This window comes from Kitasatospora sp. MMS16-BH015, assembly GCF_002943525.1.
Lineage (GTDB): Bacteria > Actinomycetota > Actinomycetes > Streptomycetales > Streptomycetaceae > Kitasatospora.
This window is the reverse complement of sequence record NZ_CP025394.1, coordinates 7522993-7542070: the sequence shown is the minus strand read 5'-3', so window position 1 is coordinate 7542070 and position 19078 is coordinate 7522993. Positions and strand designations below refer to the sequence as shown.

The following is a 19078-nucleotide window of genomic DNA, read 5'->3' as shown; positions in this document are numbered from 1 at the left end:
TCACTGCTCACGGTGCAGCCCGGCCGGGCTGCTCCCGGTAGCGGTCGACCACCGACACGAACCCGCTGGCGAGGTGCTTGTGGCCCCAACCCCCGTTCAGCAGCAGCAGATCGCCCACCGGTACGTCGCAGCCGATGGTCACCTCGACCGTCTGCAGGCCGTCCGGGCCGTCGAGCCGGAACGTCGGGTCGCCCACGGTCAACGGCGCACAGCTGACGCCGCCGTCCTTGAGCACCGCGTTCATGGCATCCTCCGCCTGCTGCTTGGCGGTCTCCGGGTCCTGCCGCACCGAGATGGTGGCGGCCCGGGCACCTGCCCGGGCTGCCGCATCAACTACCCCTTGGGCGCTCTGAATACGCCCGACCAGGGTGACGAACAGCACCAGCAGCACCACGGCGGGCGCGAGGATCGCGGCCTCCACCGCGACGCTCCCCCGGTCACCCCGGAGTGCGCCGGTGCGCCGGCCCGTCACGGTGCGGCCACCGGGCTGACGAACCGCTCCACCGGGGCGGTCACCTGGCGGGTGATGTCGGGCATGCCGATCAGCGGCAGGATGCCCAACGGCCGGACCTTGACCACGACCTGGCAGTTCACCGCGCTGCGGGTGGCGGTGACGTCCCGGTACTCCGCCAGGTTGTCGAAGCTCCGGACGAAGGTCTCCGCCTGCCGCTGCCCCGCCGCCGCCGAGCCGCCGAGCACCCGCCCCGCGTCCGCGCCCTCGCGGGCCGCACTGAGCGCGACCTGGCTCGCGTACCACCAGAGCGCGGCCTGCACCACGAGCAGCACGATGGTCAGCAGCACCGGGAAGATGATCGCCAGGCTGATCGACATCGACCCCCGGTCACCGCGGAGCCGCCGGGGGGCGCGAGGCCGCCCGGCGGCGCGGTGCGACTGGGGCAGGATCACGTGTTGGCCGGGGCCGGCAGCGGCACCTGCTTGACCTTGTCGGCGCTGTCCTTCGCCAGGGTGTTCAGGGCGACGATGATGACGCCCGCGATCAGCACCAACGCGACGACGGCCAGGGCGAGTTCGATGCTGATCGCGCCTCGGTCGCCGGCCACCCGGGCGGCCTTGGCCCGGCCGATCCGGTAGGTGAACAGCTGAGCGCCGAACTTCAGCTGCAGCAGGGTGGCGCCGATCAGGGGCAGCATTACCGCGCCAAGCAGTGGACGGATCCGGTTCATGTCACATTCCTTCGGGGGAGGAGGTCGGGGGGGGGAGGGAGCGGGGCCCCGCCGCGCGGATCAGGCGGAGCCCATCATCTTGTAGAGGGCCGGGAAGACGATCAGGACGGTCATCAGCAGGGTCAGCAGGGTGCCGGGCGCGACCATGCGTTCGCTGTCGACATTGGCCTGGGCCAGGTCGGCGGAGAGGAGTTCGCCCCGCAGGCCCCTGGCCCGGGCCCGGAGGGTGTCGTAGACGGCGGCGCCGTCGGTGCCGGAGAGCCGCATGATGTCGGCCACGTCCTGGAGCGGCGCCAGGCCCAACTCGGCGGCCAGCGCGTCCAGGCCGTCCCAGGGGGGCAGCCGGTCGGTGGCGGCCCGCTCCAGGCTGTCGCGGATCCGGCGGAAGACGGTGCCCCGGCCGACGGCCGCCGCCCGGCGTAGCGCCTCGGCCGGGCCGAGGTCGGCGGCCCGCTCCAGCGCGACGAGTTCGAGGAAGGCGGCGATCCCGTGCAGATACTCCGTCCGGGCCTCCTTGGCCTCCGCCGACACGATCGCGTCCGGCACCAGCCAGCCGAGCAGGGCCAGCGCGGGGGCCACCACGATCGGGAGCACGAAGGGGAGTTGGAATCCGCTGAAGGCGGCGATCGCGAGCAGGTAGCCGGGTAGCAGCAGCCCGATCAGCGCGAACAGCAGCTTGTGCGCCATGAACCGCGCGGGGGTGCGGCCCACCAGGGCGAGCTGCTGGTGCGGGATCCGGGCCCCGGGCAGCCGCAGGGCGCTGTCGCCGACCCGGTCGTACCAGGAGAGCCGCTGTCCCTCCTGCTCGGCCCGCCGGTCGGCGGGCGAGCGGTGCAGTCGGTCCAGCGCCTGGCCCAAGTCCGGTGGCGACGGGCGGAGTTCGGAGACGAGCAGGGCGAGACCGGCGGCGGCGACGCCACCGGCCAGCACGGCCCAGGGCGAGATCATCGGAGCTCCTTGATCCCGGCGGCCGGTGCGGCCGAGCCGGACGGCTGTTCGCCGGCCTCTTCGCCCGAGCTCGAGCCCGAGCCCGCACCCGCGCCCGAACTGCCAGGCAGCGGCCCGGCCTTGCTCCGCCGGTCGGGTTCGAGCAGGCGGGGCAGCGGGGTGTGGCTCGCCAGCGACCGCATCCAGGCGATCACCGCCACGAAGCCCGCCGCGACCACGGCGAGCACCACCTGGCCGGTGTACGAGGTGTACGGCTGGCTGTACCGGGGGTTGAACAGCCCGGCCGTGATCACCAGCAGGATGATCCCGACCAGCCAGCGGACGGTGGCCCGGTGCTTGGCCCGGTCGGCCTCGATGGTGCGCCGCTGGCGCACCTCCTCGCGGACCGATTCGGCCATGTCGGCGAGCGCCCGGGCCAGGCCGGGGCCGCTGTCGCCCGCCCGCAGCACCAGCGCGGCCAGCACCTTGTCCGAGGTGGCGTCGGCGAGTTGGTCGGCAAAGGCGCGCAGCGCGTCCTCCGGGCGCCAGCGCGACTGCAGCCGGGCGGTGAGCTCGGCGATCTCGGCCTCCAGTGCGGGCGGCGCGGTGCGGCGGCTGGTCAGCAGCGCCTGGTTGAGGCCGACGCCCAACAGCAGCACGTCGGCCAGCCGTTGGGTCCACTCGGCCAGCGCCTCCAGCCGCTCGATCCGCCGGGTGTCGGAGCGGGTCGCATCCACCAGCCAGGGCACCCCGAACACGGCCAGCACCACCAACAGGGCCACCAGCGGGATCGCGGTGAACAGCCAGGCCAGCGGGGCGCCGATCAGCGCCACCGCCACCTGGATCCGGCGCAGCCGGACCATCCGCGGCGCGGCGGCGCCGGGCGCGCCGTACCAGAGCGTGTGCAGCCGCCCGGTCAGCGGATTGTCGTCCTGCTCGACCCGGTCGCTGCCGACCAGCCAGAAGACCAGCGCGGCCAGGCCGCCGCTGATCGCCAGGCCGCAGATCACGAAGAGCAGCATCAGCGCACCCCGCCAGGAGAGAAGTCCATCAGCGCACCCCGCCGATCCGCAGGGCCAGCGGCGCGCTCCAACTACCGTACGGGGACTGGAGCCTGCCCGCGTCGAAGCCGGTGCGCCGCAGGTCGTCCAGGCACTGCGGCGGGGTGTGCGGCACCGCCCGCGGCTCGCCCAGGTCCGGGCGCGGGCCGAAGACGGTGTTCATCGCCGGGCGGCCGTTCTCGCCGAGGCCGGTGACCTCCAGGACGTGCGAGACGAAGCGGTGGCGCCGGCCGCCGACGGCCGTCTCGTCCACCATCGCCACGTGCACGATGAGGTCCACGGCGTTGGCGGTCAGCCGGTAGGCGAGGCTGTCGGTCATGTGGGCGCCGTACTCCAGGCAGAGCTCGGCGATCCGGTCCACCACCATGTGCGGGGCGCGGGCGTGCAGGGTGCACATCGAGCCGCCCTCGCCGTTGGTCATCACCCGCAGCATCGGCACGACCTCGCCCGAGCGCACCTCGCCGACGATGATCCGGGAGAGCGTCATCCGGAGCGCGGCGGGGATCAGCTCGCCGATGCTCAGCTCCCCCGCCATCCGGCCGTCCACCCGCTCGCCGTTGCCCTCGCGGGCCTCCATCGGCACCACCTGGCGCAGGTGGCCGAGGGTGTGCAGCCAGAGCTCGAACTCCGACTCCAGGGTGCCGATCCGCTCGTCCGGCGGGATCTCGGCGGCCATCGCGCGCAGCAGGCTGGTCTTTCCGACGCCCTGGGTGCCGGTGATCATCACGTTCTTCCGGGCCCGGATGGCGGCGGCCAGGAAGGCGGCCAGGGTCGAGTCCACCGTGCCGAGCGCGACCAGGTCGGCCAGGGTGGCCGAAGCCACCCGGTGGCGGCGGATCGCCACGTACGGCCTGGGCGTCACCTCGGTGAGCGCCTGGAGCCGCATGCCGCCCTCCAGCCGCAGCGCGAGCGTGGGGCTGGCGGTGGAGAGGCTGCGCTCGCCGCCGCCGTGCTGGCGGGCCAGGTCCTGGAGCAGCTCGATCAGCTCCTCGTCGCTGTCGGCCACCGGCGGCACCTGGCGCAGCGGCTGGTGCACCCGGGAGATCCAGACGTCGTCGCAGCCGTTGATCAGGATGTTCTCGATCTCGGGATCGTCCAGGTACGGCTGGAGCCGGCCGGCCCGGAAGAGCAGGTCGAAGACGGCCTCGGCGAGTGCCCGGTCCTGCTCGCGGGTGGGCGGGATGCCGTGGGTCTGCGCGTACGCGTCGGACCAGCGGGCCACCGCCTCCTCGATCAGCGCCCGCCCCCGCTGACGGCGGGTCGCCCGGTCGGCCTCCAGGCCGGCCCCGCCCTCCATCCGGGAGAGCTGCTGGTGCAGCTCGGCGGCGACCTGCCGCTTGAGCTCGCGGGCCACCTGCGGATCGACGGCCGGTCGCACCCCGACCGGCTGCAGCGCGGACACGGCCTTGACCGGCCCGGGCGTGAACCCCCGCCCGGCGGCGGTCTGCTGACCGCCCGAGTACGCCGCCCCGCCCTCGTGGGCCGGGCCGCCCTGGTGCGGCTGAGCAGGATGTGCCTGGGCCGCGCCGAACCCGGCCGGCTCGGCGCTGACGGCCCAGGGCAGCGCGGCCGGATCGCCCTGCGGCGGGCGCTGGTGCAGTGGACTACCGCGCACGGAGCACCTCCCCGTACGTGATCTGCGGCCCGCCCTGGTCCGTCCCGGGCGCCACCGGCTCCCCGGCCTCGGCCGGCGATGCCGGCGAGTCTGCCGGGACCTGCGAGCCCGAGGAGCTCGGTGAACTCGGAGAGCTCGGTGAGCCGGACGAAACCGATGAGCCCGGCGAACCCGACGGTCCCCACGAGGCCGAGGCCTCCGCTGCGGCGCCCGGGGCCCCCGGGAACGGCGCGGGCGCGGCCGGCTGCGGCGGTCGCGGCACGGGGTACGCCCCCGGGTAGCCCCCGGTCTGCGGGTACGCGAGCGGGTGCGGCTCCGGCGGGAAGCCGCCCTCGGCCGGATACCCGCTCCCGCTCGGGTGGCCACCCTCGCCCTGGTACCCGCCGTAGCCACCGCCGGGCGGCACGGGAGCGGGCGCGGCACCCGGATACCCGGCCGCGCTCTCCACCGGCAGGCCGGCGCTCTGGTACGGCTGGCTCGAGTACGGCTGACTCGGGTACGGCTGACTCGGGTACGGCTGACTCGGGTTCGACTGGCTCGAGTACGGCTGACCGTCGGCCTGGTACGGCTGACCGACGCCCGGTATCGGAGCGGGCGACGCCGGCACCGGGCCCGGCTGGGCGGCGCCCGGGGCGAGCCGCTGGCGGCGTCGGCGGACCAGGAGCTGCAGCTGGTCGGCGGCCGTCCGGGCCGTCCGCATCAGCTCGGAGCGGACGAACCGCCGGTCGGTGGTGTCACCGCCGTCGGAGAGGATCCGGGCGGTGCGCGGGGCGTGCGGGAGCAGGCCGAGCGCCGGGACGCCGAACTGGCGGGCCACCTCGGCGGCCGGGTACGGGCCCTCGGCGATCAGCAGCAGGCCGAGCGCGTCGGCGCCGGTGCCCTGGTGCTCCAGGTCCTCCCGTAGCGCGGCCAGCCGGGGCCGGGCCGAGCTGAGGCCGCGCAGCGTCGAGCGGACGGTCACGGCCACCGCGTCGGCCCGCCGGGTGAGCACCGCGCCGGCCCCGTGGGCGCCGGACCGGCCGAGGTCGAGCAGCACGTCGTAGCCCTGCGGCTCCAGCGCGTGCAGCGCCTCGACCAGCGGCTCCCAGGTGTACGCCAGGCCGGGGGCCTGGGCCGGGTCGGTGAGGCCGGGCAGCAGCAGGCGCTCGCCGTTGCCGGCCGGGGAGAGGTCGATCAGCTGCTCCCAGATCGCCTGCGCGAGCAGCCCGCGCCGGTCGGCCACGGCGAGGTTGCGCAGGCCGTAGACGGCCTCGACCCGTCCCTCCAGCGCGCCGGCCAGCACGGCGCCGCCGTCCGGGTCGCACTCCACCAGCAGGAGTCGGCGCCCCGGCTGGAGCGGCCAGGCGAGCAGCAGGGCCAGGGCGGTGGTGGTGGCGCCGGGGGCGCCGGGCCCGCCGACGACCGCGATCACCGCCATCAGGCCCCACCCCCGGAGGCGGAGGGCGAGGGGGCGGGCGAGGCGGCACCCGCACCGTCCCGGGGGGCGAGCAGCACCTGGAACTTGCCGCCGGCCACCCAGCCGGCCAGCTTGGTGGCGTCGCCCGGGCTCACCGCCACGTCCACCACCGTGCTGCCGTCGGAGTCGGCCCGGCCGACGGTGACCACGGTGGCGGTCAGGGTGTCCGGGGTGCGGCTGGAGCCGGCGGTGGAGCCGTCGGCGGTGGAGACCACCACCAGCCGCAGGCCGGGTTGGAGTCTGGTGGCGGGCAGTTGGGTGCGCCGGGCGGCCAGGCCGACGGTCATCTGGCCGGCCCCCACCAGCGGTGCGTTGGAGAGGTCGCCGTTGACCAGCAGGCCGCCCTGGCGCAGGTCGGCGGTGGCCCGCAGGCCGATCGCCTTGCCGAGGTCGCGGGCGTCCAGCGGGTGCAGCGCCGGGTCACCGGCGATCCGGGCCACCACCAGGTCGTCGGCGGTGAGCGCCTGCCCCATCGGCACGTCCCGGGCCAGCGCGAGCACGGCGATCCGCTGACCGGTGCTGTTGTAGAGCACCGCCCCGCCGAGCCCGCCGGCCGAGATCAGCGCGACCGCCATCGCGAGCACGGCGGGCCGACGCCGCCGCGCCCGCAGCGCCCGGGCGGGCGCGTGCGGCGCGGGGCGCGCCGATTCGGGCGCGAGCGTGGCGGTGCCGGTGCTCGGCGACGGGAAGGTTCGGTTCTCCACCGGGCTTCGGCCTTTCGTACGGGGTGCCGGCGGGTTACGGGGGGTGTGCCCGCCGGTCGGTGTGCTCGGTCGTGGAACTCGCTGTGCTCGGTCGTGGAACTCGCTGTGCTCGGTCGTGGGACTCGGGTGCTCGGTCGTGGGACTCGCAGTGCTCGGGCGTGGAACTCGGCTGCTCGGGCGCCAAGAGGCCTCGGGGCCTCAGTTGTTGAGCACCTGCACCTCGCCGACCCGCAGCTCGATCGGCTCGCTGGTCCGGCAGACGGGCGGGAAGTTGCCCACCTTCACGCCGGTCTGGTCGACCCGGGCGTCGATGGTCCAGCAGGCGCGGGCGGTGAGGGCGTAGGCGGTGTCCGGCTGGCGCACGGAGGAGGTGGTGTACGCGTAGGTGCAGTCGGACCGGGCCGTGGAGCCCGAGGTCCACGGGGTGCCGGCCCCGGTGCAGCTCACCTGGTGGGTGCCGCCGATGCCGTCGGACTCGCCGGTGTCCCAGGTGACGCCCTGGTACTTCGCCACCGCGGTGATCGAGAACCCGGTGCCCTGCGCGGTCTTGCGCAGATCACCGGCGTTGTCGTCGGTGCGGTCGTACCAGAGCCAGACCGGGGCGCCGACCACGGCCGTGGTGAGCGGAGCGGCGTGCACCGTCAGGTCGCCGATCTTCAACTCCCGTACCAGCTCGGTGGCCACGGCCAGCGGGGTGGGCGGCGGCGGGGCGCCGCCGGGCGGGGCGGCGAAGTACTGCGGGTCCAGCGGGGTCAGTTGGTCGTTGGCGCCGCGGCAGGTGACGTCGTACATCGCGCCCTTGGCCGGGTCGTGGGTGCCCCACTCCGGGTCACCGGCCGGCGGTTGGGGGTTGGAGCGCTTGTAGTAGCAGCCGTTCGAGGAGTTGAACCAGCCGAGGTCGTCGTCCCAGCAGGGCCACTGCTTGCCGTTCCACATGCAGGTCTGCACCCCGCCGCCACCTCCGCCCCCGGTGCCGGGGGTGGTCGAGCCGGGGCTGGGGTTGCCGCCGGGCTCGGTGACGATGATGCAGATGTTGCGGTTGTCGCACTCGTAGACGCCGCCGCTCGGGTCGTCGGTCGGGTCGGCCGCGGCGGCCTGGACGAACGCGCCGGTCAGGGCGAGCGCGAGCACGGCGGCGGTCGGGATGCTCCGCAGTGTCCTCAGCATGTCTTCCCCACTTCACGGGTGACGTCGATGACGATCCAACTACCGTTCACCTGGCTGAGCTTGACGGTGGCGGGGTACCGACTCAGCCGCTGCGCCGGGTCCTTGAGGGCGCCGTTGGCGGCGTCCACCTGGTGCCAGCCGGAGACGTCCAGACAGTCCTTGACGGTCGCGGCCGTCGGCTTGTCGGCCGGGGTGAGGGTGCTGACCACCGGGGCGGTGCGCGGCGCGCCCTTCATCACCAGCTTGGCCTCGTGGAGCTGCTTCATGGTGGCCACCGAATCGCTGAGCGCCTTGCCCGAGGCGACCCCGCTGAGCCAGGAACTGTCCGATCCGGTCTGGCCGAAAGCCTTCACCTGGGCGTCCCACCAGTTCTGATAAGCCCTCAGAACCACCCGCCCGTAGGCGCCTTGCACACCCTCGGTAGACGGCAGACCGCCGGTACCCGAATCACCCGAAGGAGCGGACGGAGCAACGGCACTGGGCAGTGCACCGGAACCGGTGACCCGGTCGGCGGCACCGGACTCACCACTCGCCCCACAAGCCGTCAGGAAAACCAGCAGTGACACCCCGCACGCCCCGACCACCCCAGGGCGCACCACAATTCCGCGCTGCCGCATCGCCCCACCTCATCGCGGCCGCCCCAACTCCCGGCAGACAGCCGGGAACCGAGATCGTGCCGCCAGAAGAAATCCGTCGTCCCTCGGTGCCACTCCCTCCCGTCGGGCGCCGTCGGGGGCAGCGATTCTTCGCCAACCTGCCCCGCCCCGGCAACACCTCGGGCCACCTGACCTTACGCGGAAGGCGGATCGGTTGGGGCGTTTTCGCGCCACAGAACTGCCAACAGTTCTTCCGAAAGCGACAATCCGGCCAATGCACCGCGTACCGAGGCCCGATTGCGCATCAGAAGGCGCCCGTTCTCGCCAGGTGTCAGCAATCGGGCGGCCTCCCCGCTCTCGGCCAGTTCGGCCTCCACGGCGGGCTGGAGTTCGACCGGGCCGACGGCGGCGGGGGCGCCGGGCACGCCGTGCTCCACCACCCGGGCCAGCGCCTGGCTGAAGGAGCCCGGCCCGCCGGGCAGCACCGCGTCCCGGCCGCGCCGACCGGGGGTGTAGCGGCCGAGCCGGCCCCAGAGCGGCACCCGGGAGTGGCTGAGCAGCTCGCCCGCACCATCCTCGCCGCCGCGCTCCAGGGCGGCCCAGGTCTCCCGGTCGGCCACCGCGTCGAGCAGCAGCAGGGTGTCCTCCTGGTCGCCGTGCACCATGGTGGAGACCACCCAGTCCCAGGCCAGCCCGCGCCGGTAGGCGTTGTCGGGGGTGGAACCGCCGGTCACCAGGGCCAGGCGTCTGCCGCGCGGGTCGACGGTGAGCTGTCCGAGCAGGCAGACCACCAGCCAGCGGGCCGGCCGCTGGGCGGCGGCGCGCAGCGCGGTGAGCATCGCGTTGGCGTCGGCCCCGGGCGGCACCTCGGTCACCCGGCAGCCGGCGTCGAAGGTGCGGCCGGGCAGGGTGTCGGCCAGCAGCCGGGCCCCCTCGCCGGCCCGGGCCGAGCCGGCGTACCCCCGCTCCGGCCCGCCGTCCGCACCGATCACCACCAACTCGATGCCGCCGCTCATCCGCACCCGCCCCTCCCCCTCGCCCCTGGGGCACGCCGCCCCGTCCGGCCGCCAAGGTATCGCTGTCCCGCCCGCCCCGGCCCCGCCCGCCGTCAACTCACCCGGACGGGAGCCCTCGACGGGCAACAAAGCGACCAAGGACCATCGGCCCACCGACTCGGTCCACTCCCGGGACCATGGGCCCTGTCTAGCACCGGCCCGGGCGGGCACCATCAGAGGCATGGACCGTGACAACCGTGTGGACACCCTGAGCGAGGCGCAGTGCCTCAGCCTGCTCCGGACGGTGCCCGTGGGACGCGTGGTGTACACCGAGCACGCGCTGCCCGCCGTGCTGCCGGTCGCCTTCGAGGTGGGGGCGGACGGGCGGCTGGTCCTCGCGCTCCGCGAGGGCAGCACCGTCTCCCGGGCCCTGGACGGCACCGTGGCCGCCTTCCAGGCCGACCACCTCGACCCCGCCACCCGGACCGGCTGGAGCGTCCTGGTGCACGGCCGCACCGAGCTGGTCCGCGACCCGGCACTGCACGAACACCTGCTGCGCACCGGCCCGCGCCCCTGGGTGGACGGCCAGCCGCAACTGTTCGTGCTGCTCACCCCGGAGCTGCTCAGCGGGCGCCGCCTGCTCCCGGCCGGCCAGGCCGTGCACCGCGCCGGCTGAACCGCGCCGGCTGACCGGCACCGACCGACAGACGCCGGCCGACCCGCAGCGCGGCGCAGGTGCCCCGGACTGCCCCCTGACAAGTGACTCCCCAGTAGGCATACTGCTGAGCCGAAGCCCCGGAGCAGCCCCACAGGAGCACCTTGTGACCACCTTCGCCTCCCTCGCCGACCTCACCGCCGCCGTCGGCACCGAGCTGGGCACCAGCGACTGGCACGTGATCGACCAGCAGCGCGTCGACCTCTTCGCCGAGGCCACCGGCGACCACCAGTGGATCCACGTCGATCCGGAGCGGGCCAAGGAGAGCCAGTTCGGCGGCACCATCGCGCACGGCTACCTGACGCTGTCGCTGATCCCGGTGCTGGCCAAGGAGTGCTACGCGGTGGAGGGCGTCCGGATGGCGCTCAACTACGGCTCCGAGAAGGTCCGCTTCCCCGCCCCCGTCCCGGTCGGCACCGCCGTCCGGGCCACCGCCGTGCTGCTCTCGGCGGACGAGGTGCCCGGCGGGGTGCAGGCCCTGGTCCGGTACACCATCACCAGCGAGGGCGGCACCAAGCCGCACTGCGTGGCGGAGACCATCACCCGGTTCTACGCAGCCTGACCGACAGCTCGCCCGACAGCTCGACCGGCGACCCGACCGGCGACCCGACCGGCGACCCGACCGGCCGTCCGGGCACCGACCGATCAGCCTCGCCACCCGGCTGCCCGAATCTGCCGGGTCCTGACCGGGCTTGAGCGGTAATGTCCCGTTGAGATGGTTGTCGTACGACGGCGCCCGCCCACGGCGCCGCCGTGCGCCGCCACGCACGCCGCCTCGCACGCCGTTGCGGACAGTCTCGACCGTGGAGGATCCGTGCCCGCCACCCCCTGGTACCGCACCGCCTGGCACCGTGTCCGCACCGAGCCCTTCGGGGCCGACCCCAAGGGCGAGCGGCTGGCCCGCATCCTCGCCTCCCCGCACTTCGCCGACGGCGGCTTCCAGAACCCGGTGCCCACCAGGCGCCTGGTCTACGAGCGCACCCCGCTGGAGATCACCCGGGCCCAGCTGACCGGCGACCGGGCCCGCCGGGTGCCCGCCGCCGCCGTCCCGCTGCACCGCCCGCAGTCGATCGACTTCGCCACCCAGCCCGCCTCCGGCCTGCGCCTCACCTGGCTCGGGCACGCCACCGTGCTGGCCGAGCTGGACGGGCGCCGGGTGCTCTTCGACCCGGTCTGGAGCGAGCGCTGCTCCCCGTTCGGCTGGATCGGGCCCAAGCGGCTGCACCCGGTGCCGCTGAGCCTGGCCGAGCTCGGCCCGGTGGACGTGGTGGTGATCTCGCACGACCACTACGATCACCTCGACCTGCCCACCGTCCGGGCGCTGGACGCGCTCGGCACCACCTTCGCCGTGCCGCTGGGCGTGGGCGCCCACCTGGAGCACTGGGGCATCGCCCCCGACCGGATCGTCGAGCTGGACTGGTGGGAGTCGGCCCGGGTGGCCGGACTCACCCTGACCGCCACCCCGGCCCGGCACTACTGCAGCCGGGGCCCGCGCACCAGCCCGCACCTGCTCTGGGCCTCCTGGGTGGTGGCGGGGCCCGAGCACCGGGTCTTCCACAGCGGTGACACCGGGTACTTCCCCGGCTTCGCCGAGATCGGCCGCCGGCTCGGCCCCTTCGACGCCACCATGATGCAGGTCGGCGCGTACAGCGAGTACTGGCCCGAGGTGCACATGACCCCAGAGGAGGGCGTCCGGGCCCACCTCGACCTGGGCGGGCGGCTGATGCTGCCGGTGCACTGGGCCACCTTCAACCTCGCCCCGCACCCCTGGGAGGAGCCGCCGGAGCGCTCGCTGGCAGCCGCCGGAGCGCTCGGCGCCGAGCTGGCGATGCCGCGCCCCGGCGCCTCCTTCGAGCCCGCCGCCCCGCCCGCCCTCCAGCTCTGGTGGCGCGCGGTGGCCGCCGTCCCCCGGGGCACCGCGCCCCTGCACGCCCCGCTCCCCGCGAGCGCCACCATCCCGGGCCGGCCCGCCGCGCCCGACTCCGCTCCCGCCGCCACCCCGGCCCCCGGTGGCCGGCCGTCAGCCGAGGACGACGGCGTCCCGGTCTGACCGCTCCGACGGATCCGACGGATCCGACGACTCCGACCGCTCCGACCGCTCCGACCGCTCCGACCGCTCCGACCGCTCCGACCGGCGCACCAAACGGCAAATCTGCAACCCGTTCCACCACACACCCGGTGGCCCCCGCCCCACCGGCGGGGGCCACCGGTCTGCCAGTATGGGCGGGTGACCGATGCCCTCAGCCAGGAGACCCCCGCCCCCAGCACCGCCGGGGCCTTCGCCGAGCTGCTCCGGATCGAGCGGCTGGACGAGAACCTGTTCCGTGGCCGCTGTCACGCCGGGGCCCCGATGCGCGCCTTCGGCGGCCAGGTCGCCGCGCAGGCGCTGACGGCCGCCGGGCAGACGCTCGGCGCCGAGCGGCACGTGCACTCGCTGCACAGCTACTTCATCCGGCCCGGCGACCCGAGCCTGCCGATCGCCTACGAGGTGGACCGGGTCCGGGACGGGCTCTCGTACGCCACCCGCCGGGTGACCGCCGTCCAGCGCGGCGAGGTGATCTTCACCCTCTCCGCCTCGTTCAAGACCGCCGAGGAGACCCCCGAGCGGCAGCGCACCATGCCGCCGGTGCCCGGCCCGGAGGAGCTGCCCGACCCGCTGCCGGCCTTCGCCGAGGCCGACCCGGAGGGGTACGAGCGGGCGACGATCTTCCGCACCATGCAGATGCGGTTCATCCCGGCCGACGCCCCCGGGATGCCCGCCGAGATCCCCGGCGTGCCGCAGCAGTTCGTCTGGCTGCGGGCCGGCAGCCCGCTGCCCGCCGAGGACGGGCTGCTCCAGGTCTGCGCACTCACCTACCTCTCCGACCTGACGCTGGCCTCCACCACCGCGCTGCACCTGCAGCCGCACCGCGTGCAGCGCGGGGCGGCGCACAAGGAGGCGCCGCAGGTGCTGCTCGCCTCGCTGGACCACGCGATGTGGTTCCACCGCCCGTTCCGAGCCGACGACTGGCTGCTCTTCGCCCAGCGCAGCCCCTCCGCCTCGGACGGCCGGGGCCTGGCCCTCGGCGAGTTCTACAACCGCGAGGGCGAGCTGGTGGCCTCCGCCGTCCAGGAGACCCTGCTGCGCCAGCGACGCCCGTGAGTGCCCCAGCGACCTCCGTGAGTGCCCCAGCGACCTCCGTGAGCGCCCCCACCGGTCCGGGTACGCTCGATCCGTGACGCAGACGGCCGCAGCCCCGGGCTGGTACCAGGACCCCTTCGCCCCCACCGCCGTCCGCTGGTGGGACGGCGCGGCCTGGACGGAACACACCCAGCCGCACCCTCAAGCGCCCCCGCCGTCCACCCCGCCCGCCCCGCCCGCCGCCCCGGCGGCGCCCCAGCAGGCCGGGCCCGAGGCCCTGCTCGCGGCGCCCCTGCTCACCTTCAGCCGGACGGGCGAGGTCCTGGACGCCGGCGGCACCCCCTGCGGCTCGGTGGTCGAGACCGGGCAGTCGGGCCCGCGCAAGGCGCTGCGCTTCCTCGGCGGCAAGGACCGGCACCCGGCCCGGCAGTTCGAGCTCCGGGACGCGACCGGCATGCCCCTGCTGCTGGTCGGCCAGGGCGGCAAGACCAACCCCGGGGCCACCACGGTCAGCCGGCCGGACGGCCGGCCCCTCGGCGAGCTCCTCCCCTCAGCGGCGCCCGGCCACCCGGAGTTCGAGCTGCTCGCGGACGGCCTGCCGGCGGGCCGGCTCCGGGCGGACGCGCCGCCCGTGCTGATCCTCACCGACACCACCGGCACCGAGGTCGGCCGGATCACCGCGGACGGCCCGGACGGCAGCCGCTACGAGACCCGCTTCCCGCTCGCCGAGCCACTGCGCTCGCTGGCCCTCGCGGCGGCACTCACCGCCGACACCTTGCTCGGCCCGCACCCGCAGTAGCCGCCGCTCGGAGCAGCTCGGCCCGCACCCGCAGTGACGGCCTGTCAGACCGGAACGGTCCGTCGGACCGGAACGGCCCGTCAGACCAGCTCGTACGGCGCCAGCACCAGCCGCACCACGTCCTCCAGCCGGCGCCGCGCGTCGTCCAGGGTGGTGCGGCCGGTCACCCAGGCGGTGAGCTCGCCCTGCCAGGCGTGGCCGACGATGTGGCGCACCAGCTCGCCGCCGGCCGGCGGCAGGCCGCTCATCACCGCCCCGAGCGCCGCGTCGTCGGCCCGGGCCATCGCCTGCAGCGCCTCGCTGGCGAACGGGTCGGTGGAGGCCGAGACGGCCACCCGCAGCCGGGCGAACTGCGGCTGCCGCTGGTAGGCCCGCATCCCGTGCCGGACGAACCGCACGGCCCGGTCCGTCCCGCTCAGGCCCGCCCTCGGGTGGCGCAGCTCGGCCGTCAGGTCGCTGAGCAGCAGCCGGTGCCAGTCGGCGATCGCCGCGGCGAGCAGGTGGTCCTTGGAGGAGAAGTACCGGTAGGCCGTACCGAGCGCGACGCCGGAGCGTTCGCAGACCTGTTTCATCTGGAGTCGCTCGACCCCGGTCTCGGTCACCAATGCGAGTGCTGCGGAGATGAGGGCCCGGCGGCGTTCGAGTTGACGGGGCGACATCGCCTCGACCGGCCGTGGTGACAGGTCAACCTTGGTCACCTGTCAATGATACGGGCCGGGTACCCCGCTGCGAACCCGTGTGCACGCGGGGTGACCGGCTGCCGTCCTCGGGCCGGGCTCAGCCGACCGTGACCGGGTGCGCGACCACCGCCCCGAACAGGTACCCCTCGCGGTTGAAGACGGCGGTGACGGGCTGGGTGTTGCCCTGACGGTCCGTCGCCCGGGCGCGCAGCTCGTACCGGCCCGGGGTCTCGGGGTGCCAGTCGAAGCTCCAGCGGGTCCAGGTGTCGGCCTTGGGGTGGTCGCGCAGGTGGGCGCGGTGCCACTGGGTGCCGCCGTCGGTGGAGATCTCCACCTCGCGGATGGCGGCGGCGCCCGACCACGAGCGGCCGGTGAGCCGGTGCGGCCCGCCGAGCGGCAGCTGCGCGCCGAGCGCCAGCTCGAAGGCGCTCTTGACCACCTGGGTGGCCAGCGGGGCGGTGCCCCCGGCCGGGTAGTCGGGGCCGAAGAGGCGGTAGAAGTCGGTGTTCCAGGGCGAGTAGAGCGGCTCGGCCGAGACCTCCAGGCTGCCGATCCACTTGATCGAGGCGATCCCGACCCAGCCGGGCACGATGAGCCGCACCGGCGCGCCGTGGTCCGGGGTGAGCGGCTCGCCGTTCATCTCGTACGCGAGCAGCGCGTCGTCCAGCGCTTTGGCGATCGGCAGCGGGCGGCGGACGTGGCCGAGCACGGTGCCGTCGGCCGTGACGTACTCCGGGTCGAGGCCGACGGGCATCACGTCCACGGCGTGTCGGCCGACCCGGGCCCGGCGCAGCAGGTCGGCCAGCCGCACCCCGCGCCAGCGGGCCGAGCCGATGCCGCCGAGCTGCCAGGGGGTGCCGGGCACGCTCTGGTGCTGCTGACTGGCGTAGAAGCTGCGGCCGTTGCCCGCGCACTCGACGATCGCGCTGACGGTGTGGCTGGGCATCGCCCGCAGGTCGTCCAGCCCGTAACCGGACTCGCCGGCCCGCAGGCCGCTGCCGAAGACCCGCAGCCGCCAGGCGGCCGGATCGAGCACCGGGGTGCTGGTGTGGTTGCGGACGAAGAACCGCTCCACCGGCACCTGGAACTCGTCGGCGGGGAAGGTGTCCCAGCGCATCTCGGCGTTGGTGCCGCGCGGCACGAACCACTCGGGCGGCAGCGGCTTGACGATGCCGGGCACCGGGCCGCCGGCGGCCGGGGAGCCGGCCGCCGCCATCGCCCGGGGGGCGGCGGCCGCGGCCGTACCGCCGAGCACCCCGGTCGCGGCCATCATCCGCAGCAGGGTGCGCCGCTCGACGCCCTCGGCCCGGGCCTGGCCGGCCAGCCACTGCCGCCGACGACGGCGGTCGTACTCGAACTCGTGCATGGGCGGGCTCCGTTCGGGACCGGCGGACGGCTGGGCCTGGGCGGCACCCGCCTGGGCGGTACCCGATCGTACGGATCTTCGCGGTCGGTGTCCGCCGAACGGCGAGCCTTGACACAGCCTCGCAACTCTGCCGTCATGATCAACGGATCATGAGACCGTGACAGGAGCCCGCCGTGACCGAGACCCTCGCCCACCGCCGCCCGCTCGGCCGGATCGTCCGGGGCAACGGCCCCGGCCTGGTGCTGGCGCACGGCGGCGGTGGCGGCGCCGAGCTCAACTGGGGCACCTTCATCCCGGCGCTGGCCGAGCGGCACACCGTGATCGCCCCGGACTTCCCCGGCTCCGGTCGCACCCCGCTGGAGCCCGGGCCGCTGCGGCTCGACGACCTGGCCGACCGGCTGGTGGCCACCGCGGTCGAGGAGGGCCGGGAGAGCTTCGACCTGGTGGGCTTCTCGCTGGGCGCCACCATCAGCGTCCGGGCCGCCCGGCGTCACCCCGAGCGGGTCCGCTCGCTCACCCTGGTCGCCGGGCTGGCCCACACCACCCCGCACCTGCGGCTGGTGACGGACACCCTGCTGACGGCCCGTGGCTTCGACCCGCTGCACCAGGCCCGCCTCGCCATCCCGCTGCTGCTCAGCCCGGAGTGGATCAACACCCAGCCGGAGGAGGACCTCGCCGCCCTGGCCAAGCTGATGGCGGCCACCACCCCGCCCGGCTTCCACCGCCAGTTCGAGCTGGTCACCGAGGTGGACGTGCGCCCGGACCTGCCGCACCTGAGCGTCCCGACCCTGGTGGTCAGCCCCACCGCCGACGCGCTGATCGACCCCGCCCAGCACCGGGCCCTGGCCGAGGGCATCCCCGGGGCCGAACTCCTGGAGCTGCGCTCGGGCCACCTGGTGCCCACCGAGCGGCGCACCGAACTGCTGGCCGCCCTGCGCGCCTTCCTGGCCCGACTCGACTGACTACCGCATAGTACGACGGAGCAGGACATACCCTGACGAGTCGTCACCGTGGAGTCCCATGACCAGCCAGACCACCGACCAGGCCGGGGACCCCCAGGCCACCCTCCCCACCGACCGGGTGGTCTTCGGGGTGAGCGCCGCCCTGGTGCTGGGGGTGGTGGCCTGGGGCGTGTTCGCCCAGGACTCCCTGGGCCGCACCTCCGCCAGCGCGCTCGGCTGGGTGCTGCACAACTTCGGCTGGCTCTTCGTGGTGGCCGCCGACGTGTTCCTGGTGGTCACCGTGCTGCTCGCGCTCAGCCGCTTCGGCCGGATCCGGCTCGGCCGGGACGGCGAGGAGCCGGAGTTCTCCACCCTGGCCTGGATCGCGATGATGTTCAGCGCCGGCATGGGCATCGGCCTGATGTTCTACGGGGTCGGCGAGCCGCTCCAGTTCTACGCCACCCCGCAGCCCGGCTCCGGTCTGGACCCGCAGACCCCCGCCGCCGCCCAGCAGGCCCTGGAGTTCTCGCTCTTCCACTGGACGCTGCACCCATGGGCGATCTACGCCGTGGGCGGCCTGGCCCTCGCCTACACCACCTTCCGCAAGGGCCGGGGCAACCGGATCAGCGCCGCCTTCGTGCCGCTGATCGGCGAGCGCGGGGCCGACGGCTGGCCGGGCAAGGCGATCGACCTGCTGGCCGTCTTCGCCACCGTCTTCGGCTCGGCCACCAGCCTGGGCCTGGGCGCCCTCCAGGTGGCCGACGGCCTCGGCTTCATCACCTCCATCCGCTCCACCCAGAACGTCCAGCTGGTGATCATCGGCTCGCTCACCGCGGCCTTCGTGCTCTCCGCCTTCTCCGGGGTGCACAAGGGCGTCAAGTGGCTCTCCACCGCCAACGTGGTGCTGGCCTGCGTGATCATGCTCTTCGTCTTCGTCTTCGGGCCCTCGGTCTACGTGCTGGACGCCATCCCGGCCACCGTCGGCGGCTACCTCACCGACCTCACCACCATGGCCAGCCAGACCGGCGCCTTCACCGACGAGAAGTGGCTCGGCTCCTGGACCATCTTCTACTGGGCCTGGTGGCTCTCCTGGGCGCCCTTCGTCGGCACCTTCATCGCCCGGATCTCGCGCGGCCGCACCATCCGGCAGTTCCTGCTCGGCGTCCTGCTGGTGCCCAGCGGCGCGACGGTGATCTGGTTTTGCGTCATGGGCGGCACCGCGATCCGCCTCGACGCCACCGGCGCCGCCGACCTGGTCGGCACCATCTCGCAGGGGGCCGAGGCCTCGCTCTTCGAGACCCTCAAGGCGCTGCCGCTGGGCGGGGTCACCAGCGTGGTCGCCGTACTGCTGGTGATGACCTTCTTCATCACCAGCGCCGACTCCGCCTCCCTGGTGCTCGGCTCGCTCTCCAGCCGCGGCTCGCTGCACCCCCGCACCTGGCTGGTGGTGGTCTGGGGCGTGCTGATGGGCGGGGTGGCCGCCGCCCTGCTGCTCGCGGGCGGGCTCACCGCCCTGCAGAACGCCACCATCCTGGTCGCCCTGCCCTTCGTGGTGGTGATGCTGCTGCTCTGCCTCGCCCTGGTCAAGGAGCTGCGCACCGACCCGGCGGCCGGCCCCTCCCGGTTCCAGGCCGCGCACGGCCTACGCGACGCCGTCCGGGTGGCCGTCGGCGAGGCCATGGCCGACCAGGGGCGCGGGCGCACTCCCCCGTCCGAGTGATTCCGGCCGCTCGGCCACCCGTGGCACCACC

Annotated in this window: 20 protein-coding genes; 7 read left to right on the top strand and 13 right to left on the bottom strand. The window is 74.6% G+C overall.

The window, feature by feature from the left end:
• Positions 1-7 precede the first annotated feature (7 nt).
• From CFP65_RS39360 to CFP65_RS32305, 11 genes are all read right to left on the bottom strand, one after another.
• Positions 8-421 (bottom strand): TadE/TadG family type IV pilus assembly protein, encoded by a 414-nt coding sequence (locus tag CFP65_RS39360; protein ID WP_158702467.1) that lies wholly within the window; start codon positions 419-421, stop codon positions 8-10.
• A 47-nt stretch (positions 422-468) separates the two neighbouring features.
• Positions 469-831, bottom strand: a complete 363-nt coding sequence (locus CFP65_RS39355) for a TadE/TadG family type IV pilus assembly protein (RefSeq protein ID WP_158702466.1) — start codon at positions 829-831, stop codon at positions 469-471.
• 71 nt (positions 832-902) lie between these two features.
• Positions 903-1184, bottom strand: coding sequence for a hypothetical protein (locus CFP65_RS32345; RefSeq protein WP_158702465.1), 282 nt, complete (start codon positions 1182-1184; stop codon positions 903-905).
• 60 nt (positions 1185-1244) lie between these two features.
• Positions 1245-2132 carry a hypothetical protein gene (locus CFP65_RS32340; protein ID WP_104819503.1) on the bottom strand — a complete coding sequence of 296 codons (888 nt, stop codon included), beginning with the start codon at positions 2130-2132 and terminating at the stop codon, positions 1245-1247.
• Positions 2129-3133, bottom strand: a complete 1005-nt coding sequence (locus tag CFP65_RS32335; RefSeq protein ID WP_104819502.1) for a type II secretion system F family protein — start codon at positions 3131-3133, stop codon at positions 2129-2131. The genes CFP65_RS32340 and CFP65_RS32335 overlap by 4 nt, the downstream gene beginning before the upstream one ends.
• 28 nt (positions 3134-3161) lie before the next feature.
• Positions 3162-4787, bottom strand: coding sequence for a CpaF family protein (locus tag CFP65_RS32330; RefSeq protein ID WP_254552683.1), 1626 nt, complete (start codon positions 4785-4787; stop codon positions 3162-3164).
• Positions 4777-6204 (bottom strand): hypothetical protein, encoded by a 1428-nt coding sequence (locus CFP65_RS40055; protein WP_174805592.1) that lies wholly within the window; start codon positions 6202-6204, stop codon positions 4777-4779. Before CFP65_RS40055 ends, CFP65_RS32330 begins: the two co-directional genes overlap by 11 nt.
• Positions 6204-6947: an SAF domain-containing protein gene (locus tag CFP65_RS32320; RefSeq protein WP_104819501.1), complete on the bottom strand. Its 744-nt coding sequence runs from the start codon at positions 6945-6947 to the stop codon at positions 6204-6206. Before CFP65_RS32320 ends, CFP65_RS40055 begins: the two co-directional genes overlap by 1 nt.
• A gap of 198 nt (positions 6948-7145) precedes the next feature.
• A complete protein-coding gene (locus CFP65_RS42235; RefSeq protein ID WP_104819500.1) occupies positions 7146-8114 on the bottom strand; it encodes a hypothetical protein in 969 nt (322 codons plus the stop codon).
• Entirely contained in the window at positions 8108-8467 is a 360-nt protein-coding gene (locus CFP65_RS32310; RefSeq protein WP_104819499.1) for a hypothetical protein, read from the bottom strand. Before CFP65_RS32310 ends, CFP65_RS42235 begins: the two co-directional genes overlap by 7 nt.
• 437 nt (positions 8468-8904) lie before the next feature.
• Entirely contained in the window at positions 8905-9726 is an 822-nt protein-coding gene (locus CFP65_RS32305) for a hypothetical protein (RefSeq protein WP_104819498.1), read from the bottom strand.
• 220 nt (positions 9727-9946) lie between these two features.
• Between CFP65_RS32305 and CFP65_RS32300 the strand changes: the two genes are divergently transcribed.
• The 5 genes from CFP65_RS32300 to CFP65_RS32280 all read left to right on the top strand — a co-directional run bounded on the left by CFP65_RS32300 (position 9947) and on the right by CFP65_RS32280 (position 14340).
• Complete coding sequence (locus CFP65_RS32300) at positions 9947-10381, top strand: pyridoxamine 5'-phosphate oxidase family protein (protein ID WP_104819497.1); 435 nt, start codon at positions 9947-9949, stop codon at positions 10379-10381.
• Between the two features lie 145 nt (positions 10382-10526).
• Positions 10527-10982 carry a MaoC family dehydratase gene (locus tag CFP65_RS32295; RefSeq protein ID WP_104819496.1) on the top strand — a complete coding sequence of 152 codons (456 nt, stop codon included), beginning with the start codon at positions 10527-10529 and terminating at the stop codon, positions 10980-10982.
• A 252-nt stretch (positions 10983-11234) separates the two neighbouring features.
• Positions 11235-12470 carry an MBL fold metallo-hydrolase gene (locus CFP65_RS32290; protein ID WP_254552682.1) on the top strand — a complete coding sequence of 412 codons (1236 nt, stop codon included), beginning with the start codon at positions 11235-11237 and terminating at the stop codon, positions 12468-12470.
• Positions 12471-12647: 177 nt separating this feature from the next.
• Positions 12648-13562 (top strand): acyl-CoA thioesterase II, encoded by a 915-nt coding sequence (locus tag CFP65_RS32285; protein ID WP_254552681.1) that lies wholly within the window; start codon positions 12648-12650, stop codon positions 13560-13562.
• A 73-nt stretch (positions 13563-13635) separates the two neighbouring features.
• The gene (locus CFP65_RS32280; RefSeq protein WP_104819493.1) at positions 13636-14340 is read left to right on the top strand and encodes a DUF2510 domain-containing protein; all 705 of its coding nucleotides are present in this window, start codon (positions 13636-13638) and stop codon (positions 14338-14340) included.
• An 80-nt stretch (positions 14341-14420) separates the two neighbouring features.
• Here CFP65_RS32280 and CFP65_RS32275 read toward each other — a convergent pair whose 3' ends face one another.
• Together CFP65_RS32275 and CFP65_RS32270 are read right to left on the bottom strand one after the other, a co-directional pair.
• Positions 14421-15038 carry a TetR/AcrR family transcriptional regulator gene (locus CFP65_RS32275; RefSeq protein WP_158702464.1) on the bottom strand — a complete coding sequence of 206 codons (618 nt, stop codon included), beginning with the start codon at positions 15036-15038 and terminating at the stop codon, positions 14421-14423.
• 79 nt (positions 15039-15117) lie between these two features.
• Positions 15118-16386 carry a sulfite oxidase gene (locus CFP65_RS32270; protein WP_104819491.1) on the bottom strand — a complete coding sequence of 423 codons (1269 nt, stop codon included), beginning with the start codon at positions 16384-16386 and terminating at the stop codon, positions 15118-15120.
• Between the two features lie 173 nt (positions 16387-16559).
• Here CFP65_RS32270 and CFP65_RS32265 point away from each other — a divergent pair, with 173 nt between their 5' ends.
• On the top strand, positions 16560-17348 hold the full coding sequence (locus CFP65_RS32265; protein WP_104819490.1) for an alpha/beta fold hydrolase: 789 nt from the start codon (positions 16560-16562) through the stop codon (positions 17346-17348).
• Between the two features lie 58 nt (positions 17349-17406).
• Positions 17407-19047, top strand: coding sequence for a BCCT family transporter (locus CFP65_RS32260; RefSeq protein ID WP_104819489.1), 1641 nt, complete (start codon positions 17407-17409; stop codon positions 19045-19047).
• The last annotated feature ends 31 nt before the right edge of the window (positions 19048-19078 follow it).